This is a genomic window from Streptomyces sp. MGP-P1 (assembly GCF_057766565.1).
This window is the reverse complement of sequence record NZ_JBYMEM010000007.1, coordinates 2,305,295-2,325,310: the sequence shown is the minus strand read 5'-3', so window position 1 is coordinate 2,325,310 and position 20,016 is coordinate 2,305,295. Positions and strand designations below refer to the sequence as shown.

The 20,016-nt window shown below is 69.9% G+C and carries 14 protein-coding genes and 2 pseudogenes; 7 read left to right on the top strand and 9 right to left on the bottom strand.

The features are described from left to right. Positions 1 to 48: 48 nt before the first annotated feature. Together AC3CH1_RS31950 and AC3CH1_RS31945 are read right to left on the bottom strand one after the other, a co-directional pair. Entirely contained in the window at positions 49 to 1,233 is a 1,185-nt protein-coding gene (locus tag AC3CH1_RS31950; protein ID WP_488466040.1) for an FAD-dependent oxidoreductase, read from the bottom strand. Next, the gene (locus AC3CH1_RS31945; protein ID WP_488466039.1) at positions 1,230 to 2,504 is read right to left on the bottom strand and encodes a DegT/DnrJ/EryC1/StrS aminotransferase family protein; all 1,275 of its coding nucleotides are present in this window, start codon (positions 2,502 to 2,504) and stop codon (positions 1,230 to 1,232) included. The genes AC3CH1_RS31950 and AC3CH1_RS31945 overlap by 4 nt, the downstream gene beginning before the upstream one ends. Before the next feature lie 436 nt (positions 2,505 to 2,940). Here AC3CH1_RS31945 and AC3CH1_RS31940 point away from each other — a divergent pair, with 436 nt between their 5' ends. The 4 genes and pseudogenes from AC3CH1_RS31940 to AC3CH1_RS31925 form a co-directional block, all read left to right on the top strand. Next, positions 2,941 to 3,168 (top strand): acyl carrier protein, encoded by a 228-nt coding sequence (locus AC3CH1_RS31940; RefSeq protein WP_488466038.1) that lies wholly within the window; start codon positions 2,941 to 2,943, stop codon positions 3,166 to 3,168. After that, positions 3,165 to 4,352, top strand: a pseudogene (locus AC3CH1_RS31935) (AMP-binding protein); the annotation flags it as partial. The gene AC3CH1_RS31940 and the pseudogene AC3CH1_RS31935, both read left to right, overlap by 4 nt. Positions 4,353 to 4,570: 218 nt before the next feature. Continuing rightward, positions 4,571 to 4,849, top strand: coding sequence for an AMP-binding enzyme (locus AC3CH1_RS31930; protein ID WP_488466787.1), 279 nt, complete (start codon positions 4,571 to 4,573; stop codon positions 4,847 to 4,849). Positions 4,850 to 4,852: 3 nt separating this feature from the next. Continuing rightward, positions 4,853 to 5,881: pseudogene (locus tag AC3CH1_RS31925) on the top strand (amidohydrolase family protein); the annotation flags it as partial. Positions 5,882 to 6,206: 325 nt separating this feature from the next. On the opposite strand, the gene AC3CH1_RS31920 reads toward AC3CH1_RS31925, so the two are convergent. Further along, entirely contained in the window at positions 6,207 to 7,406 is a 1,200-nt protein-coding gene (locus AC3CH1_RS31920) for an NAD(P)/FAD-dependent oxidoreductase (RefSeq protein ID WP_488466037.1), read from the bottom strand. 1,425 nt (positions 7,407 to 8,831) lie between these two features. On the opposite strand from AC3CH1_RS31920, the gene AC3CH1_RS31915 reads away from it, so the two are divergent. Further along, entirely contained in the window at positions 8,832 to 10,220 is a 1,389-nt protein-coding gene (locus AC3CH1_RS31915) for an aldehyde dehydrogenase family protein (RefSeq protein WP_488466786.1), read from the top strand. A gap of 146 nt (positions 10,221 to 10,366) precedes the next feature. On the opposite strand, the gene AC3CH1_RS31910 is transcribed toward AC3CH1_RS31915, so the two are convergent. Further along, positions 10,367 to 11,395 carry a methyltransferase gene (locus tag AC3CH1_RS31910; protein ID WP_488466036.1) on the bottom strand — a complete coding sequence of 343 codons (1,029 nt, stop codon included), beginning with the start codon at positions 11,393 to 11,395 and terminating at the stop codon, positions 10,367 to 10,369. A 94-nt stretch (positions 11,396 to 11,489) separates the two neighbouring features. After that, positions 11,490 to 13,070 (bottom strand): aminotransferase class III-fold pyridoxal phosphate-dependent enzyme, encoded by a 1,581-nt coding sequence (locus AC3CH1_RS31905; RefSeq protein WP_488466035.1) that lies wholly within the window; start codon positions 13,068 to 13,070, stop codon positions 11,490 to 11,492. A 316-nt stretch (positions 13,071 to 13,386) separates the two neighbouring features. On the opposite strand from AC3CH1_RS31905, the gene AC3CH1_RS31900 reads away from it, so the two are divergent. Beyond that, positions 13,387 to 14,922: an FAD-binding oxidoreductase gene (locus AC3CH1_RS31900; RefSeq protein WP_488466034.1), complete on the top strand. Its 1,536-nt coding sequence runs from the start codon at positions 13,387 to 13,389 to the stop codon at positions 14,920 to 14,922. A gap of 4 nt (positions 14,923 to 14,926) precedes the next feature. Further along, positions 14,927 to 15,985 (top strand): methyltransferase, encoded by a 1,059-nt coding sequence (locus AC3CH1_RS31895; protein ID WP_488466033.1) that lies wholly within the window; start codon positions 14,927 to 14,929, stop codon positions 15,983 to 15,985. 107 nt (positions 15,986 to 16,092) lie between these two features. On the opposite strand, the gene AC3CH1_RS31890 is transcribed toward AC3CH1_RS31895, so the two are convergent. From AC3CH1_RS31890 to AC3CH1_RS31875, 4 genes are all read right to left on the bottom strand, one after another. Next, positions 16,093 to 16,587: a helix-turn-helix transcriptional regulator gene (locus AC3CH1_RS31890; RefSeq protein WP_488466032.1), complete on the bottom strand. Its 495-nt coding sequence runs from the start codon at positions 16,585 to 16,587 to the stop codon at positions 16,093 to 16,095. A gap of 349 nt (positions 16,588 to 16,936) precedes the next feature. Beyond that, positions 16,937 to 17,806, bottom strand: a complete 870-nt coding sequence (locus AC3CH1_RS31885) for an ABC transporter ATP-binding protein (protein ID WP_488466031.1) — start codon at positions 17,804 to 17,806, stop codon at positions 16,937 to 16,939. Continuing rightward, on the bottom strand, positions 17,803 to 18,906 hold the full coding sequence (locus tag AC3CH1_RS31880; protein ID WP_488466030.1) for a FecCD family ABC transporter permease: 1,104 nt from the start codon (positions 18,904 to 18,906) through the stop codon (positions 17,803 to 17,805). The genes AC3CH1_RS31885 and AC3CH1_RS31880 overlap by 4 nt, the downstream gene beginning before the upstream one ends. A 9-nt stretch (positions 18,907 to 18,915) precedes the next feature. Then, positions 18,916 to 19,971 (bottom strand): ABC transporter substrate-binding protein, encoded by a 1,056-nt coding sequence (locus tag AC3CH1_RS31875; RefSeq protein WP_488466029.1) that lies wholly within the window; start codon positions 19,969 to 19,971, stop codon positions 18,916 to 18,918. Positions 19,972 to 20,016 lie beyond the last annotated feature (45 nt).

The window sequence follows — 20,016 nt, the reverse complement described above, 5'->3', positions numbered from 1 at the left end:
ATCGCCGGACGCGCCCAGGGGCGTCGCGTCGCGTTCGCGCCGTCGTCCTTAGGGACGGGTGGCGTCCGGCGGCAGCATCAGGCGGTCGACGCGGTAGTCGGTCGCGCCGTCGACGCACAGGTCGGCACAGATTCGGCCGAGCAACGGCACGAACTTGAACCCCCACCCGCCGGTGGCCACCACCACGTTCTCCCCGCCGTCGAACTTGCCCTCGGCGGTGCCGAGGAAGAACTGCCGCTCGGGGTCGGCGGGCAGCACGGCGAGACAGGTCTCGCGCGCCAGGGGGCGCGGGTCCACCGAGGGCAGATGCTGCTCGACCCACTCACACATCCGGGCCACGTGCCGCGGGTCGGGGGCGCCGGTCGCCTGCCCGGGATCGGCCAGCGCGTTGACCTCGAACACCGGGCCTACCCGGACCCTGTCCGTGTCCTGCCACGCGTTGGGCGGGAAGCCGTAGAAGAGGTTGGTGTCCTCCTCGGTCGGCTCCTGGAAGACGAACCAGAACGGGTAGCGCGCGTCGGGATCGCGCTGGCGCAGGGTCACCAGGGCCATCTCGAACACGTTGAGATCGAGCCGGGCGCCCAACGGTTCGAGCAGGTCGTTGGCGTAGGCGCCGTTGGCCACCACCGCCTTGCCCGCCCTGCACCAGCCGCGTGACGTGCGCAACCGCACCCCCTCGCCGTCGGGGACCAGTTCCAGCACCGGCTCGTGTGCCCGCAGCACACACCCCGCGGCCTCGGTCAGCCGCAGCAGGCCCTCCACCGTGGCGCGTACGTCGACGGCTCCGCCGTCGGGCTGGACGAAACCCTCGAAGTGGCCGGGGAGGCGGGTGAAGCCGTAGCGGCGCTCGATGTCGGCCGCGGTGAGCCACTCGTACGGGATCGACAGGTCGTCCATGGTCCGCGCGGTCTCGGAGATCTTGCCCTCGTTGGTGGCGACGTCGACGTCGCCGAACCAGAGGCTGCCGAACGCGTGCAGGAGCCGACTTCCGGTGGCCCGTTCGAGTTCGCGCCAGAGCGGCAGGGCCTCCCCGGTCAGCCGGCACAGATCCGGCTCGGTGTACTGCAGCCGCCAGTGCCGTTCCGCCCCGCTCGTGCCGCACTGTTCGTTGCCGAACGCGTACTGCTCGAAGACCGCGACCCGCGCGCCGCGGCGGGCGGCGTGCCAGGCGGAGGCGAGCCCGACCGGGCCGCCGCCGATGACGACGATGTCGTAGTGCTCTGCTTCGGTCACCGGGTCCGGCCCTCCGTCGTCCGCGGCGTTCCCTCCGCGATGGGTACGCCCCGGGCCTCCTGGCCGAGGACGGTGTCGAGCCGGGCCACGACCTGCTCGACCTGCCGGTCGGTCATGCCCGGGTGGCAGGGCAGGTTGACCTGCTGCTCGAACCACATGCGCTCGGCGACCGGGCACTCCCCGGCGGCGTGCCCCCTGGCCCGCCATTCGGCGAGCAGGTGGAGGGGGAAGTAGCGCAGCTGCATCTGCACACCGAGTGCGTCGAGCCGGGAGACCAGCCGGTTGCGCAGGATGCCGTCGGCCGGGTCGGCGAAGAACGTGTACAGATGGTGTCCGTGCCGCACCGGCTCGGGCCCCTGGTGCGCCCGTACCCCGGGGTACCGTTCGAGGACCTTGCCGTAGGCGGCCGCGATCTCCGCCCGCCTGCTGACCAGTTGGTCGAGTTTGGCCAGCTGCACGGTGCCCACCGCCGCGTTCGGCTCCGCGAGGGTGGCGTTCGTGCCGCCGTAGCGGATCCTCGAGCAGTCGTGGGTGAAGGCGAAACCGGGGTGCATCATCCATGGGTGGGCACTGGTGGACTCTCCGATGGCGCGTGCCTGCGCGCGGTAGACGGCGTCGGCGTCGTTGGACCGGATGCGGTCCGCCCGCTCCGCCAGTGTCCGGTCGAACAGCGTGATCATCCCGCCCTCTCCGAGGGTGGTGATGTTCTTGCTGGAGTGGAAGCTGAAGCAGCCGATGTCGGCCAGCGCACCCGGCTTGCGTCCCCGGTACTCCGCGCCGAGCGCGTGCGCGCAGTCCTCGATGACGGTGATGCCGTGCCGGCGAGCGATCTTCATGACACGGTCCATGTCGCAGGGCAGCCCGCCGTAGTGGACGAGGATCAGAGCCTTGGTCCGGGCGGTGATCAGCGATGCGAAGTGGTCGGGGTCGATATTGAGCGTGTCCGGCTCGACATCGCAGAAGCGCACTTTCACCGGGTAGTTCAACAGCGGTTGCACACTGGCCTTGTACGTCTGCGGGGTCGCGATGACCTCGTCGCCCTCATTCAGGTCGAGCAGCCGTATCCCGATCTCCAGCGCCACGGTCCCACTGGTCACCGAGAGCGCGTGCGGCACTCCGAGGTACTCGCGGAAACACCGTTCGAACTCCTCTCGGCATCTTCCCCCCGACAGGTTCTCCCCGGATTCGAGCAACCGGGCCAGAACGCCGATTTCCTGCTCACCGAGTACGGACCCCAGCTCCGGGTAAGGAATTTCGTACGACTGTTGCACCGTCTACCCCCATGACTTCCCGAACGCCTGAACACGTGTCACCCGAGAATTCGGGCATCGATAGGCTCCAGTCCGGATCGGCAGCGCGCCGATCAACGGGTCGAATTTCCCGCGGTCACCATCCACAACGCACCGCAGGCTTGCAATATTCGTCCGGCACAAGCGCAACACTCTCAAATCTCACCGGAATCGGAAATACACCGCTTGGTGTAAGGCCGGTCTACGCCTTCCACACCGCGCTTCTCCCCCAGCGATGGACAACCTCCGTGGCCCGGGCCGGGAACGGAACGAGGCCCTAGTACCGGCGTACTAGTCCGTTGTCAGGCCGAAGGGCGTCGATTAGCCTCGGCCTGCGCTCCATACGGAGTTTCGCGCAAACGGCGGAACGTCACCGCCTTGCATCCTCGACATCAAAAATCAGGGAGCCGCCGTGTCCATGGAGGTCATCAAGCAGTTGCTGCTCGATATCGGCATTTCGGAGCAGACCCTGAGCGAGGTCGAACCGTATACCCGGCTCCGCGCCGACATCGGTCTCAACTCCGTCGAGACCACCGACCTGGAGATTCAATTGCGCGAACGGTTCGGAGTCAGGATGGATCTGTGGGACAAGGACGACTACACGGTGGATCAATTGACCCGCGGGATAGCGGAGGCCCCCCGATGAGCCCGCTCGGGGCCCGGCCGCTGGACGGGGACGTCCCGGTGATCGACCGGCGACGGGCCGAGGCCTATCTGAGGGCCGGACTGTGGCGCGAGGAGCGGATCGCCGATCTGCTGCGTGAGGCGCGCCTGCGCCACCCCGACCGGCTCGCCGTGGTGAGCGGTACGACACGGCTGACCCACGGCGAACTGCACGCGGCCGTCACCACGGCCGGCCGGCGCCTGGAGGGGCTCGGCGTCCGTGCCGGGGACCGGGTGGTGGTGCAACTGCCGAACCGCGCGGAGTTCGTGGTCCTGGTCCTGGCCCTGCTCGACATCGGAGCGCCGCCGGTCCTGGTCCTGCCCGGGTTCGGCGACTACGAGCTGGGCCATGTGGTGCGCGCCGCCCGGCCGGTGGCCATCGCGGTGAGCGCCGGCGGCAGGGCGGCCAACCCCGTGGAGTCGGCCCGGCGGCTGCGGACGGAACACGAATTCCTCGGGCATGTCCTCTCCCTCGGCGACGTCGGCGCCGGCGACGTCGACCTCGCCGCCCTGTGCGATCCGGCCGGGCCCTGGGACGGACCGGTCGGCCCCGCTGTCGCGGGCGCCCGGCCCCCGCGTCCGTCCGCCCTGACCGACGCCGCCGTGTTCCTGTTGTCCGGCGGCACCACGGGCCCGCCGAAGGTGATCCCGCGGGGCGACGCGGGGTACGCGTACATGATGCGGACGGCCTGCGGGATCGCGGGGGTCTCGCACGACACGGTCTACCTGGCGGTGATGCCCGCCGCGCACGGCTTCGTCCTCAACTGCCCCGGAGTGCTCGGTACGTTGTCCCAGGGCGGCACGGTCGTGCTCGGCGACACCACCGACCCGCGGCAGGCCCTCGCCCAGATCGAACGCGAACGGGTGACGCACTGCGCTCTCGTGCCGACGGTGGCCATGCAGTGGCTGGCGGCCGCCGACGGGGCGGCAGCCGACCTCAGCAGCCTGCGGGTGCTCCAGACCGGGGGCGCCCGCCCGACCCCCGAGCTGGCGCGCCGGATCGGCCCCGTCCTGGGAGCGACGCTCCAGCAGTGCTACGGGATGAGCGAGGGGCTGCTCTGCTACACGGCGCTCGACGACCACGAGACGGTGATCGTCGAGACCCAGGGCCGCCCCGCCTCCCCGATGGACGAGGTGCTCATCGTGGACGAGCACGGCCGCCCGGTGCCGGACGGCGCGACGGGGGAACTCCTCACCCGGGGCCCCTACACCGTCGCGGGGTACTACCGGGACCCGGCCGCCACCGCGAAGGCGTTCACCCCGGACGGCTTCTACCGCACGGGCGATCTGGCGACCCGGACGCCCGGGGCGCCCTCGTCGTCAACGGCCGGGTGCGCGACATCATCAACCGCGGCGGCGAGAAGATCCCCGCCGAGGACCTGGAGATGGCGGTGGCGCGCCATCCCGGCGTGCGCGCCAGTGCCGCCGTCGGCGCTCCTCACGAGCTGTACGGCGAGACCGTCTGCCTGTACGTCGTCCCTGAGACGGGTCGGGAACCCACGCTGCTGGAGCTTCGCCGGTTCCTGCGCGGGCTCGGGCTGGCCGTCTGGAAGCTGCCCGAACGGGTGGAGGTCGTGGCCCAGCTGCCGACCACCGCCATCGGCAAGATCGACAAGAAGGCGCTCCGCGAAGATCTCGCACGGCGTACGGCCTTGGAGGCATAGCCCATGACAGAGCGCATCGACGCGGACCTGCTCATCCCCGGCGCCGGCGCACCCGTCGCGCACGGCAGCGTCGTGCACGCGGAGGGCCGTATCCTCTTCGCCGGGCCGACAGCCCAACTGAGCGACGACTACCGGTCGTTGCAGCCGACCCGGGTGGCCACCCTGCTGCCCGGACTGTGGGACTGCCATGTGCACTTCGCCGGGATCCGTGGCCGGGTCAGCACCGAGGAGCTGATGCTCACTCCCCAGGCGTTGGCCGTCGCGCGCAGCGTCAAGGACGCCGAGACGGCGCTCCACGCAGGCTTCACCAGTCTGCGGGACATGGGCGGCCATGGCTGCGTCCTCGCCGAGGCCGTCCGGGAAGGCACCTTCACCGGCCCGAACATCTACAGCGCGAACCAGGTCATCGGGCAGACGGGGGGCCACAGCGACGCGCACCGCCTGCCCTACCGCTGGGTGACCGACCCCTGCCGGAGCGGCGGCACGCTGCGCATCGCCGACGGGGTGGACGAGTGCGTGCGCGCGGTGCGCCTGCAACTGCGGGCGGGAGCCGAACTGATCAAGATCTGTACCTCGGGCGGTGTCCTGAGCGAGGTGGACAACCCGGTGCACCAGCAGTACCGCGACGAGGAGTTGACCGCGATCGTCACCGAGGCGGCACGGGCCGACCGGGTCGTGGCGGCGCACTGCCACGGGCGGGCCGGGATCCTGGCCGCGATCAACGCGGGATGCCACACGATCGAGCACGGTACGGAGCTCGACGAGGAGACCGCGGACCTGATGGCCGAGCGGGGCATGACGCTCGTGCCGACGCGCACGATCTACGAGGCCTTGCGGCAGAACGCCGCCGCGCTGCCGCCCGCCTGGCGGGACCGCTTCGCGGCGATGGCCGATCGGCACCTCGCGGCGATCGCGATCGCGCACAGGGCCGGCGTCACCATCGCGCTCGGCACCGATCTGGGCACCAGCGACCGCGGCGGCCCGCTCTCCTGGGGCGGACACGCGAGCGAGTTCGCCCATCTGACCGCCGCGGGCCTGAGCCCGCTGGAGGCCATCACGGCGGCCACCGCCCACGGCCCCGGCACGCTGGGACCCCGGGCGCCCGGTCCGGCCGGCTGGCCGCCGGTCACGACGCCGATCTTCTGGCGGTGGACGGAGATCCCCTGGCCGACGTGGCCGTGCTGGCCGACCCGGACCGCATCGCGCGGGTGTGGAAGGCCGGGGAGCTGGTCCACCGGAACGCCGCAGCGGGTGCGGCCACCGCGCGGGCCGCCTGAACGGCCCGGCGTCCGCCACGCCGACGCACGGAGACCGTCCGCTGGACAGCGGACGGTCTCCGTGCGTCGGCGTGCGCGTCTCAGGCGGCGGGGGAAGGGCCCCAGTCGGCGAGGAATCGCTCCATCGACGTCACACCCGCGTTCACCCGTGCGAAGGCGTCCATGCCCTGCCGGTTTCCGTCGATGCCCTCCAGGATCTTCTCGAAGTCCGCGGAGAGGGGGTCCAGCGTGGAGACCTGGAGCGTGAAGTCGTAGACGGGTCGCGCATGCCGGTCGCGGGCGGATTGATAGGCGGCCATCGACGCGTCGAACGGCACGCGTCCGGACAGCGCGTCGTCCAGCGACGCGGCGCACAGCTCGGCGGAGACGAACGCGTCGCTGATGCCCTGGGCGGTGAAGAAGTCCTTGCAGTAGCCGGAGTCGCCGACCAGCGCCCAGCCGGGTCCGAAGGGCTTGCGGAAGAAGTTCGGCAGCGCCGCACCGACGATCCGGTCCTCGCGCTTCGCTTCGCGTATACGGTCCGCCCATGCCGGTGCCAGGGTGAAGTTCTTGAAGTAATTCCCCTCGACGTCCTTCCGGATGGCGTTGAATTCCGCGAACGGCCAGCAGCCGCCGACCAGCGTCAGGCCGTCATGGGTCGGCCATGCCCCGAAACTCCGGTAGGGACGGGAATGGGCCTTGAAGACCCCCTCCATCTCCAGCCCGCTGAAATAGCTGTAGTAACCGACCATCAGCTTCGGATGCTCGTCGTAGCGCGGCGCGTCCACCGCACGCGCGACCAGCGAATGCAGACCGTCGGCCCCCAGCACCACCCGCGCGCGCTCGGTCACCTCCGGCCCCCGGGGCCCCCGCCCCCGTACGCCCACCACCCGGCCGGCGTCGTCGGAGACCAGCCCGGAGACGGTGAACCCCACACGCACCTCGGCCCCTGCCTCCACCGCCATGTCCACCAGCATCGCGTCCAGGACGGTCCTGCGGGGCGCGTACGCGTACGGTTCGGCCTCCGTACCCGGAGCGCCGGGGAGGACCAGCGGGCCGAAGTCGAACTCGTAGGTGTGGATGGGCGGACAGCCCGTGGCCACCAGCCGGTCGAGCAGACCCCACCTGCGCAGCGCGGCGACGCCCGGTGGGTGCACGAGGTGGGTCGACAACGTGTCGCTGGGAAAGGTCGCCCGGTCCACGACCAGGACCCGGTACCCCCTCCTCGCCAACAGCATCGCGGTCGGCGACCCCGCGCACCGCGCACCCACGACGATCACGTCGTAGCGGCTCTCGCTCATCTTCCACTCCTGCCCGCACTCATGTGACGGCCCGTCGGATGGAGGCTGTTCGCACGTCTTTACGGAAATCGGAACAGCACCCCGCAGACTAATCACGCCACCGGGCGAGCGGCAATGAGTCTAGATCCACGGTTGTAAAACCAGGTAATCCATCGGACGAGGAAAGGGGGCTGGCGGGAGGGGTATCGGCCTTGTACCTTCAAAGAGATTCCGGAGGCTGCGCCCGACCAGCGGTCCGGGCGCACGAGTTCGAGCGGATGCATTCTTTCCCTCCACTCAGCCGACCGTCGAAAGACAATGCCGAGGAGCAGGACGATGACCTCACGCGCCGCATCCGCACTCGACACTCCGTGGGACAGCCCGCCAGATGCGCAGGAACTTCTTCAGGAAGCCATGGCATGGCATTTCGATCCCGCGACGGGATCGCCTTTCTGGCAGGAACAGAGTAAAAGGCTGGACTTTGATCCGCGCAAGGACGTGCGGACCGTGGAGGATCTCTCACTGTTCCCCAACATCGTCGACGAGCTGCGCGACGCGCGCATCGAGGATCTGGTCCCCAGGGGGTACGGAGACATCGCGGAGCTGCCCGCACCGCCCGTGGTGGGCGAGAGCGGGGGAACGACCGGGGCGCCGAAGCGGGTGTTCATGCTGCCCGATGTGCGGGAGCAGTCCTGGGCCTGGTACTACAACCGACTGGTGGAGCACGGCATCGCGGCGGGCGACAACTGGCTCGGGATCATGCCGGGCGGACCGCACATGGCCGGCATCCTGGCCCAGGACACCGCCCACCGCTTCGGGAGCATCTTCTTCACCCTGGACTTCGACCCCCGGTGGGCGAAGCGTGTCATGGGCCGCGGGGCCGCCGACGAGGCGAAGGCCTACGTCTCCCACCTGGTCGACCAGATCGAATGGATCCTGCGGAGCCAGGACATCCGCGTCATGGTCATCACACCGCCGCTCCTGGAGGCGGTCTGCCGCCGCGATCACCTGGTGGAGCTGATCAACGCGAAGGTCAACACGGTGATCTACGGCGGCACCTCGATGGACGAGGACACCCGGCACCTGTTCCGCACCGAGCTCTTCCCGCAGATCGACTTCGTCAGCATCTTCGGCAGCACGATGATCTTCTGCGCGATGCCGCAGCGGCCCGGGACGCCGGCCGACGACGCACCGGTCTTTGACCCGCCGTCACCGTTCTCCATGTTCTCGGTGATCGATCCGGACACCGGGAAGAACGTGCCGTACGGGGAGCGCGGCCAGGTCGTCACCCATCACGTCACCCGGAACCTGTTCCTGCCCAACAACCTGGACCGGGACACCGGGATCCGCCACCCGCACCGCCTGGGCCTGCCGGGCGACGCCGTGGCCGAGTTCAAGCCGGTACGGGAGTTCGGCGCCTCCCCGTGGTCGAAGGGGTCTACTGACGTGCGAGACGCCCCAGCCGCACCGGTGGACCTCCCCGCACTCGGTACCGGAGGGCCCTTCCGGAGCCGCAACCGCGAAGTCGTCCATGACGTCCGGGGCAGCCCGGTGGCCGAACTGAGCCTGGTGCCCTGGCTGTTCGCGCAACGGACCATCACGGCGCTGCGCAGGGCCGCTCCGCCGGAGGTGGAGCGGCGCAGGAGGCTCCTGACCCGTGCGGGCTGGCTCTTCGCGAGCGGCCAGGTGGGCGGGGTCTCCTCCGACGTCTACACCCGGGCCGTGGCCGACGTGTCCGGTCTGCCGATCGCCACCGTACGGGAGACCGCGCGGCAGGTAGGCGCGTACGCGGAGACCGCGTACGACAGTGTGCGTCAGGCCCGTCCGATCGGCGCGGTGGACAGCTGGCGCGACCCGCGGGCGCGAGGCGGTTGCGGGGTGTGGACCCGTCGTGGCGAGGTGCTGGTGGTGCACGCGCCCGCCAACTCCCTCGCGGTGCACACCTCGTGGCTCGACGCCCTGGCGCTCGGCTACCGCGTGGCGGTCCGGCCGTCGCAACGGGAGCCGTTCACCGCCCACCGGCTGGTCTCGGCGCTGCGCCAGGCGGGCTTCGACCATGATCAGGTCGCCCTGTTGCCCACGGACCACGAGACGGCCGACCGGCTGGTCGCCGAGGCGGACGTCGCCATCGCGTTCGGCGCCGATGAGGTGGCCCGCAAGTACGGGTCCAGCACGTTGGTCATGCCGTTCGGGCCCGGCCGGTCCAAGATCCTCATCACAGCCGGGGTGAACGCCCTGGACCATCTGGACACCATCGCGAGCTCCGTCGCCGGGCACGCCGGCACCGGTTGTGTGAACGCGACCGCGGTGTTCGTGGAGGGCGACCCGGAGCCCGTCGCGAAGGCTCTCGCCGACCGGTTGGGAAGGCTTCCCTCGCTCCCGCCCGGTGACGAGCGCGCGAGGCTCCCGGTGCGCCCGGTCGCCGCCGCGCGCGCCATGGAGACCTATCTGCGGGCCCAGGCGGGCGACGCACGGGCGCTGCTGGGTGGGGACACGATCGTCTACGAACTGGGCGACGGTTCCGCGGTGTTGCGTCCGGCGGTGTTCGTCCTGGACCGTCCGGACGCCCCGCAGGCCCGGATCGAGTTGGGCTTCCCGTGTGTCTGGGTGCTGCCGTGGCGACGCGACGGCGACGCGCTGTCGGCCCTGCGCGACACCTTGGCGCTCACGGTTTTCACGGACGACGGCGAGCTCATCACCTCACTGGTCGCCGAGCCGTCCATCGACAAGATCCATGTCGGGGACCGTCCGACCACCTGGACGCTTCCCGGCCTCCCCCACGAGGGGTACCTCGGTGAATTCCTCATGCGGACCAAGGCGGTCGTCGTCGATTGACCACCAGGGGACGTCGTTACGTTTCGCCGCCCCCGCATCCGTGTCGTTCCCACCCGTTCGGCCTCCGGCGTCAGACGCCGGAGGCCGAACGGGTGCTCGCGCTGTTCGCGGGGCCGCACCGTCCGGGCGGTGCGGCCCGTCCGCGGCTACACCGGGGCGGTGGCCTCGATCATGTGGAGGGAGGAGTCGACCGGGCGAACGTTCCGCACGGTCAGCCCGGCCCGTTCCGCGATCCCCAGCAGCCCGGCCCTGGTGTGCTTCTGTCCCCCGATGACCAGCAGCATCCGCAGGTCCTGCGCGGAGGCGAGCCGCTGTCCGGGACCGTCGTCGACGAAGTTCTCCACGATGACCATCCGGGCTCCGGGCGGTGCCGCCCGCACCGCGTTGCGCAGGATCCGGACCGAGGCGTCGTCGTCCGCCCCCAGGATGTTCTTGAAGAGATAGACGTCGGCCTCGACGGAGATCTCCCTCAGGCAGTCGCCCGGCACCAGCGTCACGCGGTCGGCCAGTTCACCGCCCGGGTGCAGTCGCGGATCCGCGTTGGCCACCACGTCGGGGAGGTCGAGGAGGAACCCCCTCGCCTCCGGATGGCGTTCCAGCAGCGTGCCGAGGACGAGTCCCTGCCCTCCGCCGACATCGGCGATCGTGCCGGCGCCGGAGAGGGGGAGCAGGTCGGCGATGGCGAGTGCGGACACCCGGGTCTGCTGCGTCATGGCGCGCTCGAACGTCCGCGCGGACTCCGGCCACTCGGCGTGCAGTTGCTCGTAGAACTTCCGGCCGTGCGCCCTGGTGAAGACCTCGCCCCCGGTCCGGACCGCCTCGTCGAGATCCCCCCACAGCGACCAGAGCCACGGCTCGGTGCACCACAGCACCAGGTGTTTGACGCTGTTCGGTGCGTCCTCCCGCAGGACGAGCGACGTGTCGGTGTGGGCGAACGAGCCCGCCGGCGTCTCGGCGAACACACCGTAGGACGTCAGCGACCGCAGAAGTCGCCGAAGCGCCGCCGGATGCGCGCCGACCGCCGACGCGAGTTCGTCGGCCGTCGCCGCCTCGTCGCCGAGCGCCTCTGGCAGGCCCAGGGTCACCGCCGCGCGCACCGACGCCGCGCATGCCGCACTGAGCGCGTGCTCCATCAGTCCCGACACCAATGACTCGGCGGATACCGCACTGCTCATGGGGAAACCTCTCTGCCGGTTCGACTGATCGTGAACGTGAGCCGCGCGGGCGATGTGCCCGCCGGCCATCGACGGGCACGCCCTCGTCCCCCCGTCAGGGCAGGAGACGGTGGCCGTCCTGGTCGCGGAGGATCGTGCAGACATCACGCAGCGCGGACTCCGTACGGGCGATGTCGGCGTCCGTGAGATGGATCGAGGGTTCGAACCGCACCGAGTTCCCCACGGGCCCGACCGGCAGGACGCGTATCCGGTGCTCCCGCAGGATGTGGCCCGCGACGACGTATCCGAGCATGCCCGCGCCGGCCTTCTCCCGCAGCACCTCGCACGACGCCCGAGTCTGGTCCGTGAACTCCAGCGCGACCATGAGGCCGAGGCCGGCGACCGTGTCCACCACCTCCGGGAAGTCGGCCCGGACCGAGCCGAGCATCTCCTTCAGCCGACTCCCCCGTTCGGCGGCGACCCGGTACGCCCGGCCGTCGTCGGCCTCCAGCATCTCCAACACCTTCAGGGCGATGGACGCGGAGAATCCGTCCTTGGCGAAGGTCGAACTGTGCATGACCTCGAATTCCGGGCGGAATCGGTCCTGGCGGAAGAGGGCCACCGCGTTCTTGGCGATTCCTCCGCCGATGCTCTTCGCCAGGGTGTAATAGTCGCCCCGCAGACCCATGTGCGAACTGGCGAGAAAGGCGCCCGTCCGGCCCATGCCGCTGTGTATCTCGTCGACGATCAGAGGGCACCCGACCGCGTCACACACCTCCCTGATCTCGCGCGCCGAAACCTCGGACAAGGGGCGCATGCCGTTCGCGCCCTGGACGGGTTCGACGAAGAACGCCCCGATGGCGGGAAATTCCCGCTCCACCACGGTCACCGCATCGTCGTCCACCACGATGTCCAGCAGGTTCTCGCGAAGCTCCTCGACAGCCGCCTTCATCTCCTTCGGCCGGTCCGGGTGGAGAAAGCGGGTCGAGGAGGACAGGGCGGTGAAGGGAAGTCGCCAGTGCGGATTCTGGGTGAGCTGCACACTGGCGACCAGCTTGCCGTGAAAGGCGTTCTCCAGCGCCAGATGGACCGGCCCCCGCGCGACCAGCTCCGCGTTCCTGCGGTCGATTTCCGCGATCAGCTGTTCGAGCTTTTCCCTGTCGTCGCGCCCGCGGCCGACCGGAACGTACGGATTCTCGACGACGGTCGCCCGCCCGGCGCCGACGGCTTCCCGCGCTTCCTCGATGTGCCGGGCGATGTCGTCCGTGAGCTTCACGATCCGGGCACGGCGTTCCAGTTCCGCGTGCTTCACGCAGATCTCGACGGCCTCGGCACCGCTGTTGGCGAATATCGCCGCGTATCCGTTGTCCTCGCCCGGCACCTCCCGCCGCACGATCGCGTTCAACACGGTGGCTATCTCGTTCGCGTGCGACTGCCGGGACAGCTGGGCATGCACCGGAATCTGCTGGTCCAGCACGGACTTCGCGTGCTCCGTGATGTCCGGGTTGTTATGGCCGAATATCAGCGATCCGAATCCACACACCTGGTCGAGCACCGCTACTTCCTGATCGTTCTCGTCCCGGAAGTACAGTGTGTTGGCCTCGGCCCGGGAATACTCGATTCCGAGCCCCACGCTGCTCAGCCAGTCGTTCAGCAGACGGTCCGCGAAGACGGGATCACTGGCTGCACTGCTCATACCACGCCTCTTTCGTATCACTGCCGATGAACCCTGTCAGGGATCGTGCAATCACCTGTCCGTTTTGGTGGTTCCGGACTTTACAGGCGTCTGTCCGGCACCGGCAACGGGTCTAGATCGCCGGGTCTAAACAGCTCGAACCTTCGTTTATGTTCGCCCGGGCGGGCTGCTCTGCCGGAGTACGGTGACCCAACGACCAGAGGCGCGTTCCGGGACGGCTCATCATGGTTCACGGTCGCTCCCTCGCGCGGATCGAACGGCGGAGATGACGGACAGACCCATGAAACGCGACGACAGTTACGGTGATGAGGAAGATGTGTTATCCGACCCGACGCCGATTTCCACGATCGTCACACCCGACGATCTTCGCTACGAGAATCTTCGCCACGCCTACAACTACCGGTTCCTAGCAAAGCCGGACTATTTCCGGCTGGCCCATTCGCCGCGACAGGTCGAGGAAGCGGTCCGTGAAGCGGTCGAGGCCGGGAAGCGGATCGCCGTCCGGTCGGGCGGGCACTGCGGCGAGAACTTCGTCGCCGCGCCCGACGTGCGGATCGTCCTGGACCTCTCCCCCATGTCCCGCGTCGATTTCGACCGCGAGCGCAACGCCTTCGTCATCGAGGCGGGCGCTTCGGTGGGGAGGATGACCGACGCCCTCTTCCACCACTGGGGAGTCACGATCCCCGTCGGCTTCTGCATGGGCGTGGGCGCGGGCGGGCACATCAGCGGCGGCGGTTACGGACCGCTCTCCCGGATGCTGGGGCTCAGCGTCGACCACCTGTACTCGGTCGAAGTGGTCGTCGTCGACCAGGACCGGAACGTGTCGACGGTGGTGGCGACCCGCGAGGAGAGCGACCCCAACCGCGATCTCTGGTGGGCGCACACCGGGGGCGGCGGCGGCAACTTCGGCGTGGTCACCCGGTACTGGATGCGTTCCCCGGACGCGCGGGGAACCGATCCGGCCGGCCTGCTGCCCCGCCCGCCGAGCGCTCTGCACATCGCGGAGGCGCGCTGGCCATGGGACGGGCTCACCGAGACGGACTTCGTCCGGCTGACCGGCAACTTCCTGCGCTGGCAGCTGGCGAACAGCGCGGTCGACTCGCCCGACGCCGACCTGTACGCCCTGCTCGACTGCCCCCATCGCTCGGCGGGGGACCTCACCCTCCACGCCCATCTGCCCGTGGACTCACCGCGCGCCCACGCCCGCATGGACGCGTTCCTCGAAGCGCTCGGTGCCGGCGTCGGCACCGCTCCGACCGTCCGGCGCACGTCCCTGCCGTGGCTGGCCGCGAGCCGGTATCTGGCGGTCCCCGACACCGGTCCGACCGCCATCGGACTCCGGTGCAAGGTCAAGTCGGCGGATCTGCGCGCCCCGCACTCTCCGGAACAGCTCGCCACTCTTCACGGGCACCTGACCCGCGACGACTACCGAGGCACGTACGCGGCGGTGGAGTACATCGCGTACGGCGGCAGGGTCAATGCCGTGCCCACCACCGCCACGGCCATACCGCGGGGCGCCCTGGTGAAGACCTTTTACATGGTCACCTGGAAGGACCCCGCCGAGGACGACCGGCATATGCGGTGGATCCGCGAACTGTACCGGGACATACACGCTTCGACGGGCGGCGTCCCGGTGCCGAACGATGTCAACACGGGTGCCTACATCAATTACGCGGACATCGATCTGGCGGATCCGCAGTGGAACACGTCCAGCATTCCCTGGCACGAGCTGTATTACGGCGAGAACTATCCCCGGCTGCAAGAAGTGAAGGCGAAGTGGGATCCGTTGAACATCTTCCACCACACCTTGTCCATCACGGGCCCTCAAGCAACGACGCAGAAGGAATGGTGAGTTCATGACGACCGAGGCCGACGCCCGCCGCACCGTGATATCAGCGATCTTCGGGACGCTGGCCACCCAGGCCGTAGGAGCTGCCGCGCGGCTGGAGCTGGCCGACCGTATCGGCGACGGCGAGGCCGGGACCGACGACCTGGCGCTCGCCTGCGGAGTGCCCGCCGAACAGCTGGGCAGGCTGCTGCGTGCCCTGGCCTCCCTCGGCCTGTGTGTCGAGTCCCGGCCCGGACGCTTCGCACTCACCGAGGCGGGGGCACTGCTGCGCCGGGACACCCCGGCGTCGCTGCTGGACTTCGCCGCCTTCCTCACCCACGACGTCTTCCAGCGCAACTGGCTGAATCTCGGGGAGTCGTTGGGCACGGGCCGACCCGCGTTCGACACGCACTTCGGCGAGCCGGTGTACGACTACCTGGCGGGCAAACCGGAACTGGCCGCCCTGTTCCACGCGGCGATGAGCAAGCGCCATCTGCCGGTGGAGATGGCCGAGGCGATCTCCGGGGCCTACGACCTGAGCCGCTTCGGCACGGTGGTCGACGTCGGGGGTGGCGACGGCACGCTGCTCGCCGCGTTCCTCGAACGGCACCCTCGGCTGACCGGCACCGTGTACGAGACCGAGGCCGGGACCGCGCGAGCGCGGGAGACCATCAGCGCGTCCGGTCTGGAGAAGCGGTGCCGCGCGGTCGCGGGAGACTTCTTCGCCGAGGTGCCCGAGGGCGCCGACCTCTACCTCATCAAGAACGTGGTGCTGAACTGGGACGACGAACGCGCCTCGACGATCCTGAGCCGGGTCCGGGCCGCCATGCCCGACCACGGCACGCTGCTCATCGCCGAGCCGGTGCTGCCCGACGTCGCCGACGCGGACAGCCTCAACCACGCCGCCCTGGAGAACCCGTATCTGACCGATCTGCACATGCTGGTCACCATCGGCGGCCGGCAGCGCACCGGGGCGGAGTACACCGCGCTCTGCGCCCGGGCGGGGCTACGTGTCGTCCAGGTCGCGCCGCTGGCCCAGGAGTTGAACGCGTCGCTGATCGAGGCCGTCCCCCACACCGCGGTCTGACGGCGAGCGGTCCCGGCCGAGCCTTCGCCCGGCCGGGACCGCGCCCTCTCCCTGCCCGTGCCTTCTCACCGGTCACGGCGGAACACTCGCCCCCGCGTGCGGGCCGGTCAGGTAGGCGTGTCCTCCCGGCGCTGGTGCTGGACCAGTCCCTGGCGCATGGCCAGGACCACGGCCTCGGTACGGTCCGCGACGCCGAGCTTGTGGTAAACCATGTGCAGATGGGCCTTCACCGTCTGCTCGGTGATATGCAGGGCCCGGCCGATCCGGCGGTTGGACAGGCCCTGGGCCAGCAGGTTGAGCACTTCCTCCTGACGCCGGGTGAGCGTCAGGGGCTTCTGGGTGGCGCCGGGCCGGTTGTCCCGGGTCCCGGCCTCGCCGGTGGAATCGCTCTCGGACCGTGTCGGCGGACGTGGCGCTCCAGGGGGCGTCGCCTGGACCGGGACGCCGTGGGAGCCCCGGTGCCGCGGGGAGACCAGATCCTTGCGTGCACGGCGTGCGACGTCACCGAGCTCCTGGAGAAGGATCAGCACTTCGTCGATCTGGACGATGGCCGCCTCGGCTTGGTCTGCATCCTGGCGTTCCGTTAACGGTATGACATTCACACGATCAACCATCGGGTGATTCGCCTTTCGTTTGGACGACGCATGGGAACGAGCGCTTCGGGCTTACGGCTTCGTGAGAATCACTTCACAATGCCGATGACTTCGCGTAATCCGAGGTAATCCGAGAGCGCCCCGGAAGGCCGGTTCGATGATGTTCATCGACAGGTGATCCGGAACCTGGAGGGAATTGTTACCACGGTTTCGACTGCCGTCAACAGGAGGAATCATGGTGCCGAAGCAGCCCGAACAGACCGCCCTGACGACCTGCTCTCAGAGCGCCCGGCCGCCTCTGTGACGGGTCGTGAAAGATTTTTATGCAGTTACCTGGCGGTGGTGTTCATGACGATGGTCACTGCTGAATTCCGCCCGGGCTCCCGCCGGGTAGGGCCGCACCTGGGCTGCTCATCGATGCGCTTCTCTCACCGAGCGCGGCGGCCGGGGCGGCCGAGGGGTCCTGGTGTGGTGAGAACGCGAGGAGCAGGCCACCGGTGACCGGGTGGGTCAGATGGGTGCAGGCGACTCCGAAGACCGTCCGGACGAGCTCGGGGCTGAGTACCTCCGCCGGCGGGCCGTCCGCGACGATCCGCCCGCGGTGCAGGACGTAGAGCCGGTCGCAGTAGGCGGCCGCGAGATTGAGGTCGTGCAGCACGCACAGCGTCGCGCGCCCCAGATCCCGTACCAGTTCCAGGAGTTCGAGCGCCGCGTACACATCGAGGTGGTTGGTCGGTTCGTCGAGGAGGAGCAGCGGGCTCTCCTGGGCCAGCGCACGCGCGACCAGGGCCCGCTGCCGTTCACCGCCGGACAGCGTGGAGAGCCTGCGGGCGCGGTGCTCCGTCAGGTGGACCCGCTCCAGTGCGGCGGTGACCTTCGCGTCCCCGCCCCCGGTCGCCGACTCGAAGGCCCGGAGCCACGGTCCGCGCCCCATGGCCACGACTTCCTCCACGGTGAAGTCGAAGTCCGGGGCGCTGTCCTGGGCTACGAGCGCGGCCCGTCGGGCGACCTCGCGCTGGCTGAGATCCGTGACGTCGTCCCCGGACAGGGCGACGCGGCCGGCGAAGGGGTCGAGCGCGCGGTAGACCGTGCGCAGCAGCGAGGTCTTGCCGCTGCCGTTGGGTCCGACGAGGCCGACGCGTTCGCCGTCGGCGACGGTGAGGTCGCACTCCATGACGATCGGGGTGGAGCCGATCCGGACGCCGACGCCGGACAGGGCGAGTCTCATGACGCCTCCGAACGTCGCAGCAGCCACAGGAAGACCGGCGCGCCGAGCACGGCGGTGACGATCCCGACGGGCAGTTCCTCCGGGCGGACGAGAACGCGGCAGAGCAGGTCGACGACGACGAGGTAGATCGCGCCGACGAGCATGGCGACGGGAAGCAGCCGCCGGTGGTCCGGGCCCACGACCAGCCGTACGAGATGGGGAACGATGAGCCCCACGAAGCCGATCCCGCCCGACACCGCGACCAGGACGCCGGTCAGGAGCGAGGCGACGACCAGGAGATGGATGCGGACGCGGTGCACGGGGACGCCGAGCGAGAGCGCCGCGTCGTCACCGGCCGCGAGGGCGTTGAGCGTCCGGGACCGCGCCAGCAGATGGACGCCGACGACCAGTACGGCCGCCGCCGGCAGCACGAGATTCGACCACGACGACTCCGAGAGGGAGCCCAGCAGCCAGAACAGCACCGAGTGCGCCGCGTCCGCGTTGCCGCTCCGGAAGATGACGAAGCTGGTGGCTCCGCTGAACAGGTAGGAGAGGGTGACCCCGGCGAGGATCAGGCGGCTCGGGATGACGCGGCCGGCGCGGCGCGACAGTCCGAGGACCGCGGCCATCGCCACGAGCGCGCCGACGAAGGCCGCCGCCGACGTGGAGAGCCCGGCCACCGCCACCGATCCGAGGGTGATGGCGATGGAGGCCATCAGTCCGGCGCCCGCGGAGACGCCGAGCACATAGGGGTCGGCGAGGGGATTGCGGACGGTCGCCTGGAGAGTGACACCGACGACGGCGAGCCCCGCCCCGACCGCGGCGGCCAGCAGGACCCGCGGCATCCGCAGGTTCCACACGATCTGGTCGTCCATGACGCCGGGGGTCGCCCCGAGCCCGGTCAGGTGGTGGGCGGTGACCCGGGTGACGGTTCCCAACGGCACACCGACGGATCCCACGGACACGGCCACGCAGACCGTGACGAGGAGGAGGGCGAGCAGTAGGGGCGCGACGACGGGGAGGGAGAAGGACCGGCCGCCGCGGATCGGAGTCGGCCCGGGGTCGCCCCGCGGGCTCTCGTCGGCGCCGGTGACGAGCGTGCTGGAGTTCTGCCTGTGCATCGCGGGCCCCTACTGCGAGCGGAACGGGGTCGGGTGCAGGAAGGCCGCGATCTCGGTGACGCCTGACACCGGTCGCGTGCTGCCGCGTGCTCCGGTCCTGGCCGCGTCGATGACGAGCACGCGCTCCTTCTTGACCGCTTCGACGGTGGGGAACGTGCGCTTCAGGAACGCGAGCGCCTCGTTCCGGCCCTTCTCCGTCGCGGTGAAGTTGTCGACGACGAGGGCCTCGGGGTCGCGCGCGACGATCTGTTCGGGGCTGACCGGGGCGTACTGGCCCGGCAGGTCGGCGAAGACGTTCGTCCCGCCGGCCCGTTCGAGCACGTCGTTGGCGAGGCCGCCGCTGGTCACGTAGAGCTGGCCGGCGACCTGGGAGAGCTCGGCGACCTTGCGCTCGGGCTCCTTCGCGGTCTTGCGGCGTACGGCGTCGAGTTCGCCGCGCAGCTCGTCGGCCAGGTCGTGCGCGTGGTCCGTCACGCCGAAGACCGTGCCGAGCTGGTGCAGGTCGGCGTCGAGCGCGTCCAGTCCGGAGGTGTCCGAGCGCAGGTCCGCGGCGCAACCGCCGCCGACCACATAGGTCGCGATCCCCAGTTCCCTCAGTTCGGCGATGCTGGGGCTGCCCTGCTTGCCGGAGACCTTCTCGACCTGATCGGTGATCAGGAGATCGGGTTTGGCGGCGATCAGCGCCTCGACGCTCGGATTACGCGTCCCGAGACTCGGCAGCGCGGCGAGGCGCTCCTTCAGTTCGGGCGCGGGGGCGGATTCGCCGCGTGTCTTCGCGACGATCCGGTCGCCGACGCCGAGCGCGAACAGGGTGTCGGCTATGGCGTCCGTGGTGATCGCCACCCGCTGCGGGGCCCGGTCGAGCTGGACGGTGCGACTACAGGACTCGAAGGTGATGCGGCTCGCCTTGTCGTCCGGGCGTGGGCCCGCCTCGACGCCCGCGCACCCGGTGGCACCGACCGCCGTGAGAGCGACGACCGCGCTGACCACGGCGGCGCGGGGGTGGTGGGGAGCGGCACGGGAGCGGCGGCTCGGTGACGGGGGGTCGAAGTGCGGTCGGAACATGACGGGACGTTCCCTTCGGTGGAGGCCGTGAGGGCGTCACCCCGG

What these genes read in the sequence shown, in the direction of transcription:
- AC3CH1_RS31880 (WP_488466030.1), bottom strand. Translation starts at nt 18,906, where the DNA reads ATGCACAGGCAGAACTCCAGCACGCTCGTCACCGGCGCCGACGAGAGC.
- AC3CH1_RS31910 (WP_488466036.1), bottom strand. Translation starts at nt 11,395, where the DNA reads ATGAGCAGTGCGGTATCCGCCGAGTCATTGGTGTCGGGACTGATGGAG.
- AC3CH1_RS31940 (WP_488466038.1), top strand. Translation starts at nt 2,941, where the DNA reads ATGGAGGTCATCAAGCAGTTGCTGCTCGATATCGGCATTTCGGAGCAG.
- AC3CH1_RS31895 (WP_488466033.1), top strand. Translation starts at nt 14,927, where the DNA reads ATGACGACCGAGGCCGACGCCCGCCGCACCGTGATATCAGCGATCTTC.
- AC3CH1_RS31920 (WP_488466037.1), bottom strand. Translation starts at nt 7,406, where the DNA reads ATGAGCGAGAGCCGCTACGACGTGATCGTCGTGGGTGCGCGGTGCGCG.
- AC3CH1_RS31885 (WP_488466031.1), bottom strand. Translation starts at nt 17,806, where the DNA reads ATGAGACTCGCCCTGTCCGGCGTCGGCGTCCGGATCGGCTCCACCCCG.
- AC3CH1_RS31875 (WP_488466029.1), bottom strand. Translation starts at nt 19,971, where the DNA reads ATGTTCCGACCGCACTTCGACCCCCCGTCACCGAGCCGCCGCTCCCGT.
- AC3CH1_RS31930 (WP_488466787.1), top strand. Translation starts at nt 4,571, where the DNA reads ATGGCGGTGGCGCGCCATCCCGGCGTGCGCGCCAGTGCCGCCGTCGGC.
- AC3CH1_RS31905 (WP_488466035.1), bottom strand. Translation starts at nt 13,070, where the DNA reads ATGAGCAGTGCAGCCAGTGATCCCGTCTTCGCGGACCGTCTGCTGAAC.